The organism is Cohaesibacter gelatinilyticus (assembly GCF_900215605.1).
In the GTDB taxonomy this organism is placed as follows: Bacteria; Pseudomonadota; Alphaproteobacteria; order Rhizobiales; family Cohaesibacteraceae; genus Cohaesibacter; species Cohaesibacter gelatinilyticus.
Map to the genome: position 1 here is coordinate 389,663 of NZ_OBEL01000004.1, position 20,902 is coordinate 410,564.

Sequence of the window (20,902 nt, forward strand, 5' to 3'; positions counted from 1 at the left end):
TTGAACCATTACGGGATTTTGATCATGACCAACGGGATAGAGCGTTTTATTGCAAGGCTGCTGATTGTCATCCTGAGTCTGCAACCGACACTTTTATATGCAGACAATATTCAGGTGGTTGGTCCTGATAATGGTCCGCGCCCTCATGCTGATCAATCCTATAATGGGACGCGTGTGCTGAATATTGCCACGCCGAAAGGGGGAACATCCCACAATATCTATAGTGATTTTGTTGCCGATGATCTGATCCTGAACAATTCCGCCACCAATGTGGACACACAGCTCGGAGGATGGATTGAGGGCAATCCCAATCTGACACCCGGCAATGAGGCAAATCTCTGGATTGGTGAGGTTGTTGGAGGCAATCAGACCCGCCTGAACGGAATTCTGGAAGTTGGTGGCAAAACGATGGATGTGATCCTTGCCAATGAATTCGGAATTACCTGCAATGGCTGCGGCTTCATCAATACCAATCGGGCAACCCTGACCACCGGTAAACCTGTTTTTGCTCCGAATGGTGCCTTGCAAAGTCTGGATGTGAAACGAGGGCTTGTGGAAATTGGACCAAATGGCCTGAATCCCGAAAGCCGACTGTCGCTCTCCGACACCAGAAGGGTGGATGTCATTGCCCGGGCTGCAGCCCTCTATGGCAAGATGCGGGGGTCCGAGCTGAATATCGTCGCCGGAGCCAACAAGGTTGATTATAACTGGTCGTATGATCCGGAAACGGGGGCTGTTACCGGTATTGCCGAGCAGAGCGGATCAGGGGCTGCGCCTGCCTTTGCGGTTGATGTGGCTGCCCTTGGCGGCATGTATGCCAATGCCATCAAACTGGTTGCGACCGAGAATGGTGTCGGGGTTCGCCTCAATGGCGAGCTTGCCTCGGCAGGAAATATCTCCCTTCGCGCCGATGGCCAGCTGCGACTGGGGGCTCCATCCGCAGGTCATGTCCCCAAAATCAAGGCGAAAAAGAAGATCCGCATCAGGAATAACGGGCCGATCCTGCTCGAAGGGTCACTGGTTTCCGAGGACAATGATCTTGTTGATGTGCGAACCTCCAGTGGCGGCCTGACCTTTACCGGAGAGGCCCAGGGTGGAAATGTCACGCTGGAAAGTGCCGGTCTTGCCGATATCAGGGCCTCGGTTACTGCGCAGGGTGCCCTGCGGATCAGCTCTCTTGCCAATGATGTTTCCATTGGTACGCAAGCGGAACTGTCTGCGCAGACCATGGATATTGATGCTGCCGTCAATGCCATTCTCAATGGCAAGCTTTCCGCCATCAATAGTCTTGATATTGATGCGGTGACGAGCATCAATGCGGCTGCGGGTTCGTCACTGACCGGCGACGATATTCAGCTTGATGCACAGACTGTTCTTGCCAGCGGATTGATAACAGCTGATGACAATCTTGCCATCACTGCTGGTGCGGGTGGCGTCTCGACATCAGGAACACTAAGCGCCCGGACCTTGTCCATTGCCTCGGGCGGGACCGTGATCAATAGCGGCACGCTTTCAGCCGGTGACAGCCTGACGGTGGAAGCTGTTACATCCATCACCAATGCTGCGGTCATGATTTCAGGCAATGATCTTGCTCTGTATTCGGACCAGATTCTCAACAATGGTGGTGTGATCTGGGCCAATGACAGCGTGACCTTGGCTGCGAATGCAGATCTGGATTCCGCTTCTCTGGTTCAAAATACCAATGGCCGGATCGAAGCGTTTCAGGGTGATCTGACCATTCGGGCCGATGCAGTTGATAATATCGGCATTGCTCCGTCCTCCGTCACCAGTGAAATTATCAAGTGGGTTGAAGAGGGTAGTGGTGAGCCAATCATTCCGTCCACGGAAATTCTGAAACTTGTCAAATCTGAATATCTGGGCAGCGATGGCAAGATCCTTGCCGCTCACTATCCTGCTTATCTGGCACTATGGGTAGATTTGATCAGTGGTGCCGATACCATGTCAGCAGAAGCACAGGCTCTTCTCAAATCCACGGTCACAACCCCCAGCGGAACAGCTCTGGAATCCGAGCTGAAAACTCTTTGGTCCAATATGTTTGCCAAGGCAAACGAGGCCGGAACGACGGACCCGGCGGCCAAAGTGAAAGATATGGTCGATCCGGCCATTTTTGATGCTGATGGCAATGTTCTGCCTGCTCATGAAGCCGCTTATGTAGACTTGTGGGAAACCCTTGCGGCAGGCAACACAGTCGTGTCGGATGATGTCAAAGCCATCCTGAAGCCGGGTAGCCTCACAACGGAAGAGGTGACCGATCCGGACACCAGTATCACGACGACTGTCACAACCAACACATTGACATCCGAGAGCACGAATGTCTGGGCCGCCATGATCAGCGGTTCCGATGCCTCTTACGATATTGTCAAAATCCTTTATCAGGACAAATTCAGCAATGATGGCAAGCTGGCCGAGCTGGTCGCTGGCAAGGATATTGATATCAAGGCCGAGAAGCTGCGCAATATCTTCGGCACGGTTTCTGCTGGCGGTGATATTCTGATTACTGCCAACGAGGTGGAAAACAAGGCTCTTGGAGCAACCCAGGTATTGCTGGAGGTTCACAAGAAGCCGGGATGCTTTACCTGCCATGAAGGTGAAACCGACTTCTATGACACATTTGGCGGTCGCATTGAGGCGGTTGGAAATGTCACCATTGTCGGCAGCCTTGCCAATGAAACGGTCCGGTCCTCGGAGATGTCCATTCAGGATGTCATGAATGAGATGAACGCCTATATTGCCGAGCAACAGGCAGAGGGTGACAGTTCTCTTGCCGGGGTTCCCGGTCTGAGATCCAACAATTTTCATCTCGATGATCACCGCACGGATGCCTATACCGAACCGGTATCGGGCAACGGTGATGATATTCGCAAAATCATTCCTGTTGATACAGACAAGGTGATTGATGTCGCTGTAGCCCCGACAGTGACCCCGGGTGTTACCCCGACAGCACCAGTGGATGCCCTGCTGGCCGCTGGCCTGAATACAATTGCGGAGCGCAATCCGGAATTCACCGATTATGCCAATTTCATCACATCCAACTACATGATGGATGTGGACCGGTTGCAATATCGCGATAGTCTGATCAACAACACCCATGAGAATAATGACGCGGTCATCGGATCCGGTGATGGCTCCCCGGTGAAACTGGGGCCAATCTCATGGTTGAACAAACCGGTTCAGGTTCCGGCCCCGGACGGCTCGGGCCTCAGAACCATCTATCCCTCTGCCAGCAGCTTGGAGCTTGATCCGCGTGGTGCGGTCATCAAAGGTAAGAATGTCTCGGTTACAGGGGCCGATATTGACAATTCCGGCCAGATTCTGGCCTCAAACAATGCATCGCTGACAGCCTCGGGCTCCATCACCGGCAGGGACGGCAAAGTCTCCGCCGATACGGGGCTGGTCGCAATCACCGCCCTTGGCCGGATTGACTTCGAGGAGACAAAGATCGAGGCCAATGAGGTCGATATCATTGCCGGACAGGATTTTGTCGGCAAGGGCCTTGCTATCTCGTCCGAAAGCGATACCTCGATCTTTGCAGCAGCCGGTGTGACGCTGACTGCGCTTGAAAAGAATTATACGGCGAATAGTCCCTCCACCCGTGTCATTCCGGGCAAGGATGGTGAGTCCGCAAGGATCGTCAATACCGGTGGCGGGCGACAGGTCAGCATTCGGGACCAGAAGATTTCCACTCTTGATGTGGGCGGGGATCTATCCATTGTCACGTCGGGGGATCTGGTTCTTGCTGGCCTGAAGGGCAAGATTGACGGCAAGACCAATCTTTCTGCAGGGGGCGATCTTCTGCTGGCGGCTGTTCAGTCGGAAACAAAAATCAAGGCTGGCAATACCAGAATTCATCAGGTGACCAGCCATACCACCTCGCTGGAAAGTGGCGGTGACTTTGTGGCCAATGCCGGTGGCAAGGCCATTCTGGTTGGAACCGATATCGACAGTGGTGGCAAGGTTCAACTGGCCGCAGCTGATGATGTTGTTCTGGCGGCAAGCCAGGATATCTACACCTATGATTACAGGAAAAAGAAAGGCGGTTTCTTCTACAAGAAGGAAACTGTTGTCTCCAAAACCCGTGTGACCAACAAGGGCACCAGCATTGCTGCGCTTGGAGATGTGGACATCATTTCCCAGACGGGAGATCTGACCACAGCCGGGACGCGCTTTGCCTCAGGTCAGGGAGATGTCAATCTTTCTGCGATCGAGGGGGATATCTATGCCGGTGTATATACGGATATCTTCCGTTCCTACAGCAAGACCAGCAAATCCATTCTTGGTGGCCTTCTGGGTTCGACCAGGATTGCCAATAGTGTTGACCGGATCAATACCGGCACGGCGGCCCTTGCAGCTCTGGATCTGTCGCTGGTCTCCGGTAATGACACCACCCTGATCGGTGCACAGCTTTCTGCGGGTCGCCAACTGAGCATCAAGACCGGTGGCAACTTCAGTGTTCAGGCTGCCATTGACAGTCAGCGCCGTGACTTCTTCTCCCATGAGACGGGTCTGGTGCTGATGACCACCATCACCGAGAAGAGTTATGTCGAGACGGCAGTTCTGACCCGGTTCCTTGCCGGTCAGGGCATGGCCTTTGACATTGGCGGTGAGGCGGCTCTGACCCTTTACAATTATGCCGGTGTTGATGCGCAGACGGCACAGGATCTCTATCCTGAGGAATTGCTGGCCATCGATGGCCTGAAACTGCTGAACCAGCAGTTGGCCGATGACTATTTCTATGATGAGAAGGTTGCCCTCTCACCTGCCTTCAAGGCACTGGTTTCTGTTGCGGTGGGAGCGTTTGTCGCCCCTTACCTTGTCGGTGCGATGTTCCCGGCCCTTGCTGCGGCCGAAGCAGGAACCTTGCTCAGTGCTTTGGGATCAGGTCTTGAGGCCTTTACCGCCTCTGCGCTCGTCAATGGCCTTGATATGGCGGTTTCGGGTGACTTTGATCTTGGCGAGTTGCTCAAGGGAGCGGCCTTCTCGGGCGTGACGGCAGGTCTGACCTCCGGCATCAATCTCAGCACCTTCGGTATCACGCCTGAAAGCAATCCTGATCTGTTCCAGGGTTTGCTTGGGACCTTCGGGAACAACAAGCTCTCGCTCGGCAATATTCTTGACGGGGCGCTGGATGGTGCCATCCGGTCGGGTCTGTCCTCGGCTGTTTATGGCACGGACTTTGGTGAGGGCTTCTCGCAATCTCTGATCAGGACCGTGGTCAATCTGGCCCTTGCCGATGCGCAGTTCGAAATCGGCGAGCTGGGCTTTGCCGAGGGGTCTCCGCCTCACATGCTGTTGCATGGCATAGCGGGCTGTGCAGCAGCGGCAGCATCAGGCAACAGTTGCGCCGCAGGAGCAGCGGGAGCTGTAGCACAAAGCGTCTTTGCGGGGGTATTGAGTGGAACTGATCTGAAGCCGGAAACCGCAACCAAGCTTTCCCGGATGCTTGGAGCCCTGGCTGGATTTGCCCTTTCAGAAGGAAAAGCCGAAAATGTGAATATTGCAGCCGACATTGCCCAATCGGCCTTTGAGAACAACTATCTCAAGCACACAGATATCGCCGAGCTTTCGGAGGAGATTAAACAGTGCAAGGCCAAACAGGGTGGATGTACCACTGAAGAACAACGTGAAATTGCCCTGAAATATGTGCACCGGGCTGTGGGCAATGACAAGGAGTTGGCGCAGAGCTGTTACACGGATGAATGCGTTAATAGTTTCTTGCAGAATGCAGCCAAATATGGCGATGTTATCGCGGAGATTTCCAAGCAGAGCCCTCTGATTGCAACCTATCTTGCCAGGTCCGGCTCCTTCTTTGTATCTGGTCCGGCCCAGCGGCAACTGGCAGTCAATATTGACTACGCCAAAGGATATCTGGACTATCAGCAAACCAAATGCTCTGGATTGTCTGCCATTCAATGTCAGGCAGATTATGCGGTTGCCTATCAGGACTATCAGGAAGATATGGTTCTGGTGCAGAAAGCCAAGCTTGTATTGGCGCTTGCAACGGGTGCCTTGCCTGCTGGTGCTAGTGCTCTTCTGAGTATGCGTACCTGTCTTTCCAACCCGGTCTGTATCAATGAAATGGCTATTCTTGCAGCTGAGGTAGCTGCCGGTGATGCTCTGACTGGCAACAGTCTTTCAATGAGTGTTCATACTGGCGGCAAGGTTGTGATGAAGGCAGGAGACCAGATTGTTGGTCTGATTGATGATGCCGGTCGGGTATTGGCCAGGGTCGACGATGTGGCAGGCAACGCTCTTGTCTTCCGCAATACAGATGGTAGTCTGCTAAGGCTGAACAATACTGGTGACCTTGTCGCTACAAATAGAATAGTGCCCGATGAGATACTGGATCAGGCAGACTTAGATCGCTTTGTGACCCTGAGAAATGATCTCGGTATTACAAGCAACAATCAGTTGAGGCGGAATGTTGCAGTGGGTGAAGGTAATGTGGATGGAGTAGATATAGGTGAAATTATTGGTGTAAGTGGCAAACGTGGTCCTGGTGTTGATATGCCTGAAAACCCGATTTTCGCGACCACGACTGTTGGCCATCCAAGGAATTTAGATTCAGAGGTATTTGTGCTAGAGAATTTGGCACAGCGCCTGACTCCGCAATCAACTGGAACAGTCCGACTTCTGAGCGAGAGAACTGTTTGTAGTTCTTGTCAAGGCGTCATCACTCAATTCAGAGAAAAGTTCCCGAACATCAATCTGATCGTAAGGGCTGGTAGCCAATGATGCAGAATTTTGATTATCTACAAGACTGCCGGAAACTCTATGATCAAAGGTTGCTTTCAAAATTTGGTCCACCAGTAGGGGCTGCTGAGGTAGAAATTACTGAGCTACAGGCTAAGTTGGATAAAAATCTACCGATTGCTTATCGTCAGTTTTTACTATGGATGGGTAAGGATAAATACGGTGCCCTAAAAGGGAGCGAGTGGTTTATTGATGAGGTTTATGAAAATGGAGAATTTCTGGAGGAGTTTTTGGCTGAAAATGAAGTCAAAGGGATGGCATCAAATCCTATAGTCTGTTTTTTCAGCCACCAAGCATACATGGCAGCATGGTTCTCACTAGATAATCCGCAACCAGATCCATTGTGCGAATTCTATTCGGAGGTGAGTTCAAATTCTGTTCCAGTTAACGTCGGACCGTTCAGCTCTTTTTTGCTAAAAGAACTTCAAGGTGTAGCGGAGACATTGGTTTAAAAAGTGCGAAAACTGTGCGAATGTGTTTGGAGCGGAATAATGCTTGCTGATGGCGAAGATTCTAGTGGTCTAGACATCGATTAGTTCGCAGTCGATGTTAATGGTAAGGTTGCCCTCTCACCTGCCTTCAAAGCACTGGTTTCGGTTGCGGTGGGAGCGTTTGTCGCCCCTTACCTTGTTTGTGCGATGTTCCCGGCCCTTGCGGCCGAAGCAGGAACCTTGCTCAGTGCTTTGAGATCAGGTCTCGAGGCCTTTACTGCCTCTGTGCTCGTCAATGGCCTTGATATGGCAATCTCGGGTGACTTTGATCTTGGCGAGTTGCTCAAGGGAGCGGCCTTCTCGCAATCTCTGATGAGGACCGTGGTCAATCTGGCCCTTGCTGATGTGCAGCAGGGGCCGCAGGAGGAATAGCACAAAGCCTGTATTCGGGTGTGGTTGCAGACACAGAGCCAAAGCCGGAAGATTACGGCTCTCTGGATGCCTATGAAACCGCACATAATAAATGGTCCAAAACGCATTTGACCAATGTCGAGATGGTTTCGGCTATCGCAGGTTTCTTCTTTTCTGGAGGCGACGCCCAGAATGTCAATATTGCCGGTTCGACAGGACAATCCGGGCTTCAGAATAATTACCTCTCACATTCGCAATTTTCAGAATTGGAAAGAGAGTATGATGCATGTGGTGAGGATTTGGCCTGTGTCGAGAAAACTCTGGAGTGGTTCCTGCAGCTCTCGCTTGATCAGGAGCACAAATTGGCAATGTGTGGTGCCAACTTCGTGTGTTCAGCACCCCATATTGTTGCTTTGGGTGAAACATTTGATAGTGCCGAAGTAAAGGACTTCATTTACCAGCTTGGACAACGGGTTCAGGAGAATCTGAACCGCGCCGGGTTTGGCGGAGGCTCCAACACTTGAGTAGTATGGAGCATCATGGGCAAAGCAGTAAACAAATATTCCCCTGAAGTGCGCGAGCGTGCAGTACGGATGGTTTTTGACAATCAAGGCCAGCATGCGAGCCGTTGGTCAGCAATCCTGTCTATTTCCTCGAAGATCGGCTGCTCGCCGCAAACCCTGAACGAATGGGTGAAGAGGAGCGAGGTTGATAGCGGCCAGCGCAGTGGCATTACGACAGAAATGTCTGAGAAGATGAAGGCGCTTGAGCGTGAGAACCGTGACCTCAAACAAGCCAATGAGATCTTGCGCAAGGCATCTGCATTGCTGCGCTTGGAGATGTAGACATCATTTCCCAGACGGGAGATCTGACCACAGCCGGGACGCGCTTCGCCTCAGGTCAGGGAGATGTCAATCTTTCCGCGATCGAGGGGGATATCTATGCCGGTGTGTATACGGATATCTTCCGTTCCTACAGCAAGACCAGCAAATCCATTCTTGGTGGCCTTCTGGGTTCGACCAGGATTGCCAATAGTGTTGACCGGATCAATACCGGCACGGCGGCCCTTGCGGCTCTGGATCTGTCGCTTGTCTCCGGTAATGACACCACCCTGATCGGGGCGCAGCTTTCTGCGGGTCGCCAACTGAGCATCAAGACCGGTGGCGACTTCAGCGTTCAGGCTGCCATTGACAGTCAGCGCCGTGACTTCTTCTCCCATGAGACAGGTCTGGTGCTGATGGTGGGTTGAAGTCCTTCGATGAGGAAATCAAACTCCTTGATGGCAAATTCAATTGCCGCATTCGTGAGCACAAATTTGTTCGTGAATGTACGGGCGGTGCCATTGTTCAATGGTGGGTCTTAAAAGCCAGCAATGATGATGTCGTCAAAGGGGTTGAGCTTCAATGGAAGAGAGACACTGCAACACAGAGTGTTCTCGATTATACGGAAACTCGTGGGCTGCCAGAAAATGAATTCAAGAGCTTACGATTGGCCATCGCTACAGAAGATGAGTTCAAGCTTGTATCTGAGAAATCTTTGATTTGGTACAAAAAAGACCGCTCCTCGATCTATCACTCTCAGATCAAGATCAGACCATTTCTCTAGACCTGACAAAGGGGGGGAGAGGTTAGTAGCGACTGCGATCTCTTTCCCCTTAGAACGGCATTTTTTTAGCAGCCTGATTCTTGATTTTTTAATTCATGAATATGCAATTAAAGATTGTTTTTCAGGTATTTTTTAATGTTTTGTGACTCTGGATTGTATGTGTCCACAACTTAATAACGATGAAAATCCTGTCTTTCCCTCACTGGTGGTGATTTTACCCATTGTACTGCCTTGCGATTTCTGCTCGATAGTTCTCAGGTTTTAAATTAGGAAGGCTAAGTAATGCCTCGGGAACTTGTGTCGGTGATCACTGGGCTTCTACTCCTTGTCGTGGTAGCTGGAACGACCTCTGCAATGGCTGTTTGGGCTATGCATGAGCAAGTTGTGCTTGCGATCTGGATTGGTATCCTGTTCCCTCCGTTAATATCCTCGTCGATTTTCTGGAGTTTTTTATCAAAACACGATTTTGAAAGAAATGACGATAAAATATTATCGATAGTTATGCCATTTTCTAGTATTTGCATTGTAACATTCATATTTTTTGTTTTATATATTAAAAGTTTTATTCTTTTTGATGATCATATTTTTTATGTTGTTTATTTTTTGATTTTTTTTGGAGTTTTATTTGGAGCTACAATTTCTTTATTGAAGGGCTTTGATAAGCTAAACTTGTATTTAGTGATATTAGTGACTGCTATATTATATTTATCTCTTGTTCATTTTATGTCTATTGTGATTGAGAGTTCCAGTTTTACTGGTGTTTTTTCTAATTTTAAGAAAACACAATCCTTCAGAATACGAGGTGAAACGGAAGGAGAGGCAACTTTTATGCTTGTTGCTTTTTCATTTCTGTTTTTCTCTACAAGCCTTTCCATCACTCTTCGTCGTATAGGTAAAGAACTTTTCTCTAGAGTTTAGAGATTGATTTGAATAGGTCGAATTTATGACAAGTATCGTTGATTTAACAGAAGAAGAACTTTGGTCAGAATTAAGTGACGCTGTAGGAAGTTCGTTAAATGCCTTAGAGGCAGCGTTCAAATATCTTTACGATCAAGCTACCGATCCAGATAACATAAAAATCCTTGCAAAATACCTCGATGAAACTTCGAAGGCTAATATTGCGGTTACTGGCTTTTTTGCTGCTCATAAGTCATTTAACGAAGTGGACGATTCCAATACTGCTGAATTTGCAGCACTTCGAGGTGCTATTGAAGTTATAGCAACCATTGGAACAGGTTTTGTTATCGGAACAGGTGTAGTTGCTGGATCTGCGGCGCTTATGGCTTCGGCAATTCCTGCTTTGACAACAGCTGGCCTTGTTACCGGTCTTGTATTCGCGGGTACAAAATTTACTTCACTCTATCAAGACTATGCCAGCAGTTCTCTTGTTGAATGGCTCAGAGATAATTTGGCAATCTCATTTACAACCGATGTCGACTTGCCTAGCTCATATGAAGATAAAAGTCTGTTTCATATTAAGCGACATGCCGATTTTGTTCTTGAGGCCAAGAATGGTGCTATCATTTTCATGGGCGGCGATGGTGTTGATTTTATCACAGGATCGAATGACGTTAACACTGGAGACAGAATCGAAGGGTTCGGAGGCAACGATATTATTCGTGGAAGGGCTGGTGATGATATCATCTGGGGTGATGCCGGAAATGATATTCTCGAAGGCGGAGAAGGTGCTGACGAGATCCATGGTGGTATCGATGATGATGTTATAGCTGGCGGTACTGGCTCTGATGAAATCTGGGGAGATAGTGGTCACGATACTATTTTTGCCAATTCTGAGTCCGATGAGTCTGAGGAAGAAGGTGTTCTTGATATCATCCATGGTGGACTAGGCAATGATTTAATCTACGCCAGTGAAACTGAGAATGAGATTTATGGTGACGCTGGAAATGACCAGATTATTGGCTCAGATACATTTGGGATGTTTGCCGGTGGATATGGTAATGATCGCTTTTATGTCTCGGCAAAAAAAGACGATAATGAATCCCAGATTCTAGGTGAAGACGGTAATGATCAAATCTGGGTTGGCAGTTACGTTGATATTGTAAATGGTGGTCAAGGCGATGACTATATCTTTGTGGAAGGATATGGCTCCAAGACAATCATTGGAGAGGCTGGATTTGATCGTGTCTATTACTCAGACTATTATTCCTTCCAGGGCTCCGGAACGGAAATTGATGTCTACGATAACACACGTCCTGAACTAAGGGTCGGTTCGAAAGAAGGCTTCGGTGATGATTTTACTGCTTCGTTTACATGGACCTCAGGCGAGTTCACGCTGACTCCAATTAAAGATGAGTTCACCGATAATCTCTTTGGTGTTGAAGCCATTGCCATGACTGATTTGGATGAAGTCGCGTATATTGATGGGCTGAATCACAATCTTAATTTGTATTTTGGGCTCGGCAATCACGATATTCATATCAATAGTGGTGATGGAAGCGAAATCACTGCTGGTCCAATGCGTTTTGACTTCAATATGCTGTTTGCAGAAGAAGAACAGACAAATAGCATAAGTGGGCATAGCTCTCTATCTCAGGCTGAACGTAGCAATGCAATCATATCTCTGGATGGTAAACAGTTAGTCGGCGGGGCATCCTTCGATTTTAATATTTTCGAGAAGCGCACGGAAGATTTCAAATCCTATAATCCTTTTCTATCTGATCGCATTTATAGCAATGTACTGACCAACTCGGATTGGCTTCAAGCTCGAAATAATCACGTATTGGGCATTCTTGATACCGCAAAAAATCTCGCGACTGGCACTGGTATTTTCGGTATCAGTTTATCTATGGTGTTTGGCGGGTTCGCGCTCGGTGAAAAGCAGTCGTGGGATGAAAATTACATCAGCATCGCCGAGCAGAGAATATTCGGAAAACATGATGAAGAATATATAGTCACAGATTCACTCGGCCGAAAAGTCGACGTTGTCGAGAGTGGGGTTGTCTATAATCTAAAAATCGTTGTCGATAGTTCCGAAGATGAAAAGCAGGAAATTATCATCGGTGAATGGCAACAGGGTGATTTTGGTATTCATCTTCAAGCTGACGGATTAGGAAAAGGTATCGATACAGGTACCAGCCGCAATGGCAAGTATGATATCCCTGAAGATTACTCTCCCTCTGATCGTGATAAGGCTCTTGAACCGTCCGGGCATACTCCTCCGCAAATAGATGATCAGACCGGTGATCCTGCCGATCCAACCAATCCAGAAAGCCCCACTCCTTCCAAGTCCAGGAGAGAGCATAGTGAAGCCACTCCGTATCACCGTGGTGGAACAGATGGTGATGATACGTTGTCAGCTGGAGAAGGGGATGATGTCTTCCGCTCAGGTGAGGGCAATGATGATCTTTCTGGTGGTGGTGGACACGATACTTATCACTTTGATGATGATGATGGAGACAATATCATCCGTGATGGTTCGTCAGGTAATACCATTGCTCTTTATGGCTTCAATACCGAAACAGTAACCTTTGTTGATGTTCCTGGGCTGATTGGCGGTCAGACAGATAGGTTGATTACCTTTGGCTCGACAACAATTCGGATTGTAGGCTGGTCTGAGATGGATCAGGCAACCAGAGATGCTTGGAACATTATCACCGTTGAACGTCCTGCCACTACACCGGAAAATGAAGAGGATTTACCTGATCTGGTCTCGCATGGCCTTGAGCTAGAAGGGGATGATACAGCTAATGAACTGAATGGCTCTGCTCTCAATGATGTTATCTACGGCCGAGGTGGAGATGACACACTTCAGGGGGGTGGGTCTGACGATCAAATCTTTGGTGGACTTGGGAATGATCTTATTTCTGGCGATGCTGGCGATGATCGTCTGTTTGGTCATTCAGGCAATGATACAATCTTTGGCGGAGATGGTAACGACTATATCGATAGTGGTGATGGCAGCGATCATGTCAGCGGTGGCAAAGGTAATGATACAATCATCATTGGCGATGGAGTCGTTGACGGAAGTTCAGGTAATACCGTGTTGTTTAACCATGGCGATGGGAACGACACGGTTACGGTGAATGATCGTGCTAGCACTTTGATCTCAGTGCCAAAAGTCAATCAAGATAAGTTAGTTCTTGGTTATGGCATTCAGCCAGACAATGTCACTCTGCGTGGTTCTCTAGAGGATTCTGATAGCCTGATCTTGAGTTTTGGTGATGGGGCAGGCTCGATCACGATTAAGAACCAATACGAGTTTTCTTACGGGCTTTTTGATGTAAATATTGGTGGTTTTGATGTAATCGAGTTTGCCGATGGAACCATTTGGCAGCGTGAAGACCTAATCAATAAATATTATGCGCAAAATCTGACCGCAAATTCTGACATTTTTGTAGGTGCAGGTAATCGTGACGACGATATCAGAGCGACTACTGGAGATGATATCTTAGCTGGTGGAGCTGGCAATGATATCTATCACTGGGAAAGAGGCAGCGGGAACGATACGATCATTGATCATGAAGGTATCAATCAGCTGATATTTGCTTCTGGCATATCTCCTGAAGATCTCAGCTTGGTGTTGCAGGAGAACAGCGATCCTTCAAATCCAAATTCACATAGTCTGAACCTTGTCATCACGATTTCAGGCAACAATGGCGGTACGATTACAGTCAAAGACTATTCTGGTACCTCTGTGTTGAGTTCCGTTGAGTTTGCCGATGGAACTATTTGGAACAGTTCCCAGATTGTGAACCAGATTGAGAATGGCTCTGGCACCGCTGGTGCGGATCAACTTTACGCAGGAACTGATAACGCTGTCGTATTTGCGGATGCAGGCAACGACATTGTGAAGGGCTTTAGAGCCGGGCAGAAGCTCTATGGTGAAGGTGGTGACGATACTATTCAGCATTCCGAGAGCGCAAATACCATTAGTGGCGGCGGCGGTGATGATAGCCTTCAGCAGATTGTGGTCGATCATTTTTCTGAAAATGCAGTGACCTATGTCTTTGATGGTGAGTTCGGAAATGACCGCCTTAGCTATTGGTCCGGTGGTGAGAAAACACTTAAAGAAAACAAAGATATTGTCGAATTCACCCAGCATGATCTAAGCGATTTTGATTTCAGCATTGAAAACTACAATCACATTGTGAGTGGCGGTGTAATTGTATCCGAGGAGAAAGTTGCTGATTTTAAATGGACGACTTTGGATGGCGAAAACTCGCTTACTCTTGAAAATGTTCAGGCTGATAGTGCGACTGAGATTTCTAGTACTTCGGTTAAACAATATGTCTTTGCCGACGGTGAAATGATTGATCAGGATACCGCCAATAAAATAGCGAATGAATCGCTTGGTGCAGACGCTACAATGACAGGTGGGAACGTGTCTGACCGATTGAATGGCTCCGAATTGGATGACAAACTGATTGGTCTAGGTGGAAACGATAACATCGCGGGGCGCGATGGTGACGACTTCATCAATGGCGGAATTGGTAATGATCGCCTGCGCGGTAATGATGGTAATGATATCGTTCTCGGCGGTCGTGGTGACGATATAATTACGGGTGATGAGGGCGATGATCTGCTTCTCGGCAACAGCGGCAATGACCTTATTGTTGGTGGTCGGGGCGATGATACGCTTCTTGGAGGTGCCGGAGATGATATTTTCCAGTTCTCCGCTGGTCACGGGAAGGACTTTATTGGTTCGGGAATTTCTTCGTCACAAGCTGGTAGAGACAGAATTGTTCTGGATGAAACTATCGCGAAAGCAGATGTAAGCTATGCTTTGAACTCACATGGTGTATTGCGAATTTCATTCGCAAATAGCCCGGATGATCTGATTTTTGTTCAAGACTTTGTCGAGAGAGGAGCCCTTACCGTAGAGTTTGCCGATGGCACCGAACACAGTATAGATCAGATTCTTGATACGCTGCATCAGCAAGCTTCCGGCTCTAGTATCATTAGCACCAGTTTTGCAACACCTAACGATGATAACCAAGGACGTGCTCATGCGTTCAACGGGGCGGACTCGGGAGTTATCGATCTTGGTTCTGCCTGGGAAAAAGTTATCTTCTCAAAAGGTGGTGGGCAGGACACCGTTAAGGACTTTTCCGTGAATGATCAATTGTTGATCAAGGGATACGAGTCCGGAGATGCCAAATTCTCAAAAGTTGGCAGTGATCTGCTTGTTAAATTTGTGGGTAGTGACGATCAAATTCTCCTCGAAGATGTATTCTATTCTTCTGGTAGTCGGATAAACTCCTTTGGCCAAGTTGTATTCCAAGATGACACTGCATTGAATGAAGCGGCTCTGCTAAACCGTTTGATAAGTGATCAAGCAACAGACGGTAACGATACCATTAGCTCGTTTGGTTCTGATCAACCTGCAAATGAGATCCTTCATGGAGGTTTGGGGAACGATATTCTCGATGGTGCCGAAGGTGCAGATAGTTATGTATATTATCTGGGTGATGGTGCCGACGTCGTGAATGACAGTGATGACGCATCAATTACCCAATATGGATATATTGATCGTTTGGAGCTACGAGGTGGTATTTCCAAATCAGATGTTTCGGTATCGATTTCTTCCCAAAATCCACTTGATCTCGTTCTGACCTTGCCTGATGGCGGTAGTATCACACTCACCAATCAGCTAGCTGGTGATGCACGTGGTATAGAACAATTGGTTTTCGAAGCTGATGGTATTCTTACCAAAAGTGAGCTTCAGACAATGGCACTTCAGACACAGGCGACTGATGGCAATGATACCATCACCGGTACTGTCAATGGAGATAGCATTTCAGGGGGACTAGGTGACGATACACTTAGTGGTGGAGCTGGGAATGATAATTACTATTACAGCGCCGGCGACGATGTGATCGTTGAAACAGCAGACAACGGTTTTGATCAACTGGTGTTCAGCTCAGGCATTTCAGCGGGCGATATCGAATATGCGATTGATCCTCTCAACACAAATGATCTTCTGTTAAAGCTCTCCAACGGCAACCAAATTCGTCTGCAGAACCAGATGGTCGACGGTGGTGTTGAAGCGGTGCTGTTTGCTGATGGGACGACTGTTTCCAGAACCGAAATCGCAGCATTTGCATCCCAATCCTCACAGACAGATGGTAATGACACTGTCGTGGGCTCGGGAGTCAGCGAAGTCTTTGCCATGGGGGCTGGTGATGATGTGTTCGACACAGGTGCCGGATACGATGTAATCTCGTTCGACGCAAACGGGGGGGCTGATCGCGTCGTCAATAGCCAAGCCGAGCTTGCGGTTGATAGCGTTTATTTCGACGACACTATTGTGGAGACTGATGTTACTCTTGCAATCTTGAACGGATCTGATCTTCTGATTACAACGAACAAGGGTTCAGGTAGCCTGACGTTGGAGGGCTACTTCTCTGGTAGCGGAGCTGACCTGAAAGTTGCGGGCTCCGTGGGAAGTTTGATTTTCTCAAATGGAACGGCTTGGAGCACCAACGATATCCTGCAACGTGCTTCAGGAGCGGTGAATAATACTGCAGAAGCACCGCGTCTCAATGGGGCGCTCGACAACATCGTTGCGCGTGAAGATGCATCTTTCTCCTTCACACCAGATTTCAGTGACTTTATAGCGCAGAACCCAGGCGACACGCTGACATTTACAGCAACATTGGACAACGGAGAACCATTGCCGGAATGGGTAACGTTTGACGGAACGACCTTTAGTGGAACTCCAGACAACGATGATGTTGGGGTCTTTTCTATTCTGGTCACAGCGACGAACCAGGCCGGTCATAGCGCATCAACTGGGGCATTCTTTGTCGTGGAAGGCATAAACGATGCACCCACAATCGAAAATCAAATATCTGCTCCGGACCTTACCATAGAGACTGATTTTGAGTTTTCAGTTCCTGAGCGCTTTTTCAGTGATATTGATAGTTCGAGCTTTAAGTTTTCTGCTGAATTGGAAAATGGCGATCCGCTTCCGGAATGGATCGTGTTTGACCCGGTAACTCTTACTTTCTCTGGCAATCCCCACGATGGTGCCGAAGGGCAGTATAATTCCTCCAAGGAGTATAGCATTCGTCTGACTGTGGAGGATGATGAAGGTGCCTCCGTTGCCACAACCTTTACCGTTACTGTGAAGCCATCAATTTCTGGCCAGGCTCTGACCGGTACGAACGCCTCTGAAACTTTGGACGGAACAAATGGTATGGATGTCATTAACGGCGGGGCCGGTGATGATATCCTGTATGGGAATGGCGGTTTCGATATTTTCGAATTCGGCGTTGGTAGCGGTCACGATGTGATCAAGTACGATGATACCTCTCACAATATTGGCAATCCCGTACTGGATAGCCATGATGGTGGAAATAAGATCCGTCTCATGAATGGACTGACACCTGATGATATCGAGATCGGTCGAGCTAAGGGCGAATATGAAGACAGTTATGACTTTGGTAGCAGCCTGGTCATCACAATTAAGTCAACCGGTGAGACGCTAACTGTTGAGAAACAGTTTGAGAAAATCGGAGATGGTACTCGTCATATCATCGAGGAGCTGGAATTCTCAGACGGTACAATCTGGTCTGGGCAGCGTATTTTTGAAGAAATGATCAAATTCACTTCAGGAAGTGACGTCATCGTTGGTGACAATTCCACGAACCACCTGAGGGGAGGCGATGGAAACGATACCATCTACAGCAATATTGAAAATATTACAGATGTAAACGGTGATCGTGGTGGCAACATTATTGATGGCGGACGAGGGAATGATATCATTCATGCCTCAGGCAAAGATGATGTAATTGTCATAAACAGAGATAGTGGGGTCGACCGATCCGGTGCGCAATATGATGAAGCTGTTAGTTTGAAACTGCAGTTTGCAGATGGGATCAATCCTGAAGACATCGTCATTTATGAGAGGAACTGGCAAGAGTATGTCAATACTGCTTATTGGTCTTCAAATGCGCCACAGAATCCCAATCAGCCAGCCCTACCAAATGGGATCACTCTAAATAAAGGGCAGGTCTTCATTGGGTTGGCAGATGGCAGCGCAGGCTTTATTTCGAACGATTTGTCGCTCAATTTTGGTGTTCGCGGCGTCAACGAGTTGCTGTTTGCGAATGGTACATCATATAGCCTGGAAGCATTCACGCAGGCCTATCCGGCTAACAACTTCAGTTATGTGAAAAACGGAACTGGTGGAGACGATTACTTGGTCTCAGCAGCGTATGGTGCATATTTTGACGGTGGTGCTGGGGATGATGTTATTGATCATTCCGCTGGAAACAACGTCTTCTTCTACGAACTCGGCGACGGCAGCGACATAATTCAGAGCTCTTCAACAAACAATACCAACTACAACAAACTTGTTTTCGGGGCCGGTATCTCAGTCTCAGATATTGCTTTTAGGCGGGGAACGGCCGAGAGCTGGATGGATGATAACTACGATACCAACAACGTAGACATGCTGTTCATTGATGTTTTGCCGACAGGTGACACTATCAAGGTTCTTACTATGTTTAGTTTTAATCAGGATAGTTCACCTGCAATATCAGAGATTGTCTTTGAGGACGGCACTACCATTCTGGCAAATGAGATCATGTCAGATTTGGCCAAGTCGACCGATGGTTCGGATCAGTTGATTGGTTTTGACTATCAGCCCGATCTGATCAAAGGTGGCCTCGGCGATGATACTATCAAAGGTCTATCGGGTAACGACACTCTGGCAGGTGAAGGCGGCAATGACATTATCGAAGGTGGCGATGGAGCGGACACGCTTTCCGGTGGTCAAGGTAATGATCAGTTGGCCGGAGGCCGAGATGATGATGTCTATACCTACAACCTGGGCGATGGACATGATACGATCACTTCTGAGGGTGGAATTAGTTCTTATGCCGATCTAACCAATAATGACAAGCTAGTTTTTGGTCAGAATATCGCACCTGAAGATGTTTTAGTCGTACGCGTAGATGGAGCCCCAAATGATCTTCGCTTGCACATTGTTGGGGGAGATGGATCGGTCTATCTTGTTGATCAGCTTCGTCCTGCACTGACGGGTCGCAGCTATCATGTAACGGAAATCCAGTTTGCAGATGGAACTGTGTGGAGCGCCTCTGACCTTGAAAACAAGGCTCTAAATTCGTTGCCACAAGGATGGCAAGACGGCTCCTCAAATAAGGACACATTGGGTGGAACCGGTGGCGATGATTACGTCACTGCTGGTGCTGGTAACGATAATGTAGATGGAAGTCTGGGCGCTGACCAATTGGATGGTGGTGCTGGCGAAGATATCATCTCATATCAAGCTTCTAATGCTGCTATTGATATCGATCTATCTGACACTATCGCTGAAACCGGTGGTTTTGCTCAAGGTGATGAATTGAGTAACTTTGAGCATATCAAGGGATCTGATTTTAACGACAAAATCTCTGGTAATTCTGACCTTCTTTCGATCTCTGGTGGTCTGGGGAATGATGAACTTGAGATTAGCGGTGTGGATGATTTCCAGGTGCGAGAACTGCTTGGGCAGGAAGGTGATGATACATATAAAATTACCAAATCGTCTGGCAGTATCTTGATTTCCGCTGATGGAGAAACCAGCAACGGTGGTTCCGATACAATCATACTACAAGATCTGACAATCGATGAACTTTCACTGGAGGTTTTGCCAGTCGATCCAGACCAACCTGAGAACGGAAAAACCCTGCGCTTGTATTGGGCCAGTGGCATTGATGCTGGTGAGATCCTTTTGGCCAACGAAGGTGTGAACATAGAGAATATTCAATTCTCCGATGGCTCACAAATGTCAGTGCAAGAGGTTATTTCAGCCACAGCTGCGATATCTACTAATCCTGATAGCTATACGTTGGGAGTTAACAGAGAAGCCAATCTGCATGTTCTCTCCAATGATTTCAGTAAGAATGGCAGTGATCTGACAATCACTCATATCAATGGCTCCGCAATGTCAGCGGGCTGGCATATCTATACGGATTTTGCCAAATTGATTTTGAATGCGGACAACAGCATCAATGTCAAACCATTCTATGGATCCACTGGCGACTATAGCTTCACCTATACAGTGACTGACGGCACCAACTCCTTCGATGCAACGGTTTCGGGTAAAATCGTTTCACCAACGAATGGTACTTCCGGGGCTGACAACATGGTTGGCGATGGTAGTGAGAATGTTCTCTGGGCTCTGGATGGGAATGACACGCTCACCGCAGCTGGCGGGAATGACACACTCTATGGCAATGATGGTGATGACACTCTCGATGGCGGCCAAGGTGATGACTATCTGATCGGTGGTGCTGGTAATGATAGTCTTGCTGGTGGTGAAGGGACTGATCAGCTTCTTGGTGAAGCTGGCGACGATATCTTCATCTTCGCTACTGGCGATGGCGATGACACTGTTATGGATTTCGTAGCTGGTGCAGGTAGTGATGATGTCATTCGTTTTGAATGGGGTTTTGACAATTTTGCGCAAATGATTGCAGCTGCTCGCCAAAATGGCCCTGACGTGATTATCGATATTGATGCCAATAATTCCATCACCCTTAGCAACATTACATTGGCTGAACTGCATGCAGATGATTTTGAGTTTTCAGCCACAGCTCCTATATCTGCCAATCCTGACACCTATACGTTGGGAGTTAACAGAGAAGCCAATCTGCATGTTCTCTCCAATGATTTCAGTAAGAATGGCAGTGATCTGACAATCACTCATATCAATG

General features: G+C 48.1%; 8 protein-coding genes and 1 pseudogene. All 9 read left to right on the forward strand.

Annotated elements, in window-relative coordinates; all coding sequences use genetic code 11:
* Nucleotides 1-24 precede the first annotated feature (24 nt).
* Nucleotides 25-6,753 (forward strand): two-partner secretion domain-containing protein, encoded by a 6,729-nt coding sequence (locus CRO57_RS17735; RefSeq protein ID WP_141401270.1) that lies wholly within the window; start codon nucleotides 25-27, stop codon nucleotides 6,751-6,753.
* Complete coding sequence (locus tag CRO57_RS17740) at nucleotides 6,750-7,223, forward strand: SMI1/KNR4 family protein (protein ID WP_097154810.1); 474 nt, start codon at nucleotides 6,750-6,752, stop codon at nucleotides 7,221-7,223. Before CRO57_RS17735 ends, CRO57_RS17740 begins: the two co-directional genes overlap by 4 nt.
* A 150-nt stretch (nucleotides 7,224-7,373) precedes the next feature.
* Nucleotides 7,374-7,634, forward strand: coding sequence for a hypothetical protein (locus CRO57_RS17745; RefSeq protein ID WP_141401271.1), 261 nt, complete (start codon nucleotides 7,374-7,376; stop codon nucleotides 7,632-7,634).
* A 20-nt stretch (nucleotides 7,635-7,654) separates the two neighbouring features.
* Nucleotides 7,655-8,137: a hypothetical protein gene (locus CRO57_RS17750; protein WP_097154812.1), complete on the forward strand. Its 483-nt coding sequence runs from the start codon at nucleotides 7,655-7,657 to the stop codon at nucleotides 8,135-8,137.
* Between the two features lie 15 nt (nucleotides 8,138-8,152).
* Nucleotides 8,153-8,437, forward strand: a pseudogene (locus CRO57_RS17755) (transposase); the annotation flags it as partial.
* 44 nt (nucleotides 8,438-8,481) lie between these two features.
* Nucleotides 8,482-8,862 (forward strand): hemagglutinin repeat-containing protein, encoded by a 381-nt coding sequence (locus tag CRO57_RS17760; protein ID WP_342068284.1) that lies wholly within the window; start codon nucleotides 8,482-8,484, stop codon nucleotides 8,860-8,862.
* Nucleotides 8,859-9,218, forward strand: a complete 360-nt coding sequence (locus CRO57_RS17765) for a hypothetical protein (protein WP_097154814.1) — start codon at nucleotides 8,859-8,861, stop codon at nucleotides 9,216-9,218. Before CRO57_RS17760 ends, CRO57_RS17765 begins: the two co-directional genes overlap by 4 nt.
* Nucleotides 9,219-9,500: 282 nt before the next feature.
* Complete coding sequence (locus CRO57_RS17770) at nucleotides 9,501-10,136, forward strand: hypothetical protein (protein WP_097154815.1); 636 nt, start codon at nucleotides 9,501-9,503, stop codon at nucleotides 10,134-10,136.
* Between the two features lie 25 nt (nucleotides 10,137-10,161).
* A partial coding sequence (locus CRO57_RS17775; RefSeq protein ID WP_244580139.1) for a calcium-binding protein occupies nucleotides 10,162-20,902 on the forward strand: 10,741 nt, incomplete at its 3' end.

Excerpts from the sequence above, each read along its gene's own strand:
- CRO57_RS17740 (WP_097154810.1), top strand. The coding sequence starts at position 6,750 with ATGATGCAGAATTTTGATTATCTACAAGACTGCCGGAAACTCTATGAT.
- CRO57_RS17770 (WP_097154815.1), top strand. The coding sequence starts at position 9,501 with ATGCCTCGGGAACTTGTGTCGGTGATCACTGGGCTTCTACTCCTTGTC.
- CRO57_RS17735 (WP_141401270.1), top strand. The coding sequence starts at position 25 with ATGACCAACGGGATAGAGCGTTTTATTGCAAGGCTGCTGATTGTCATC.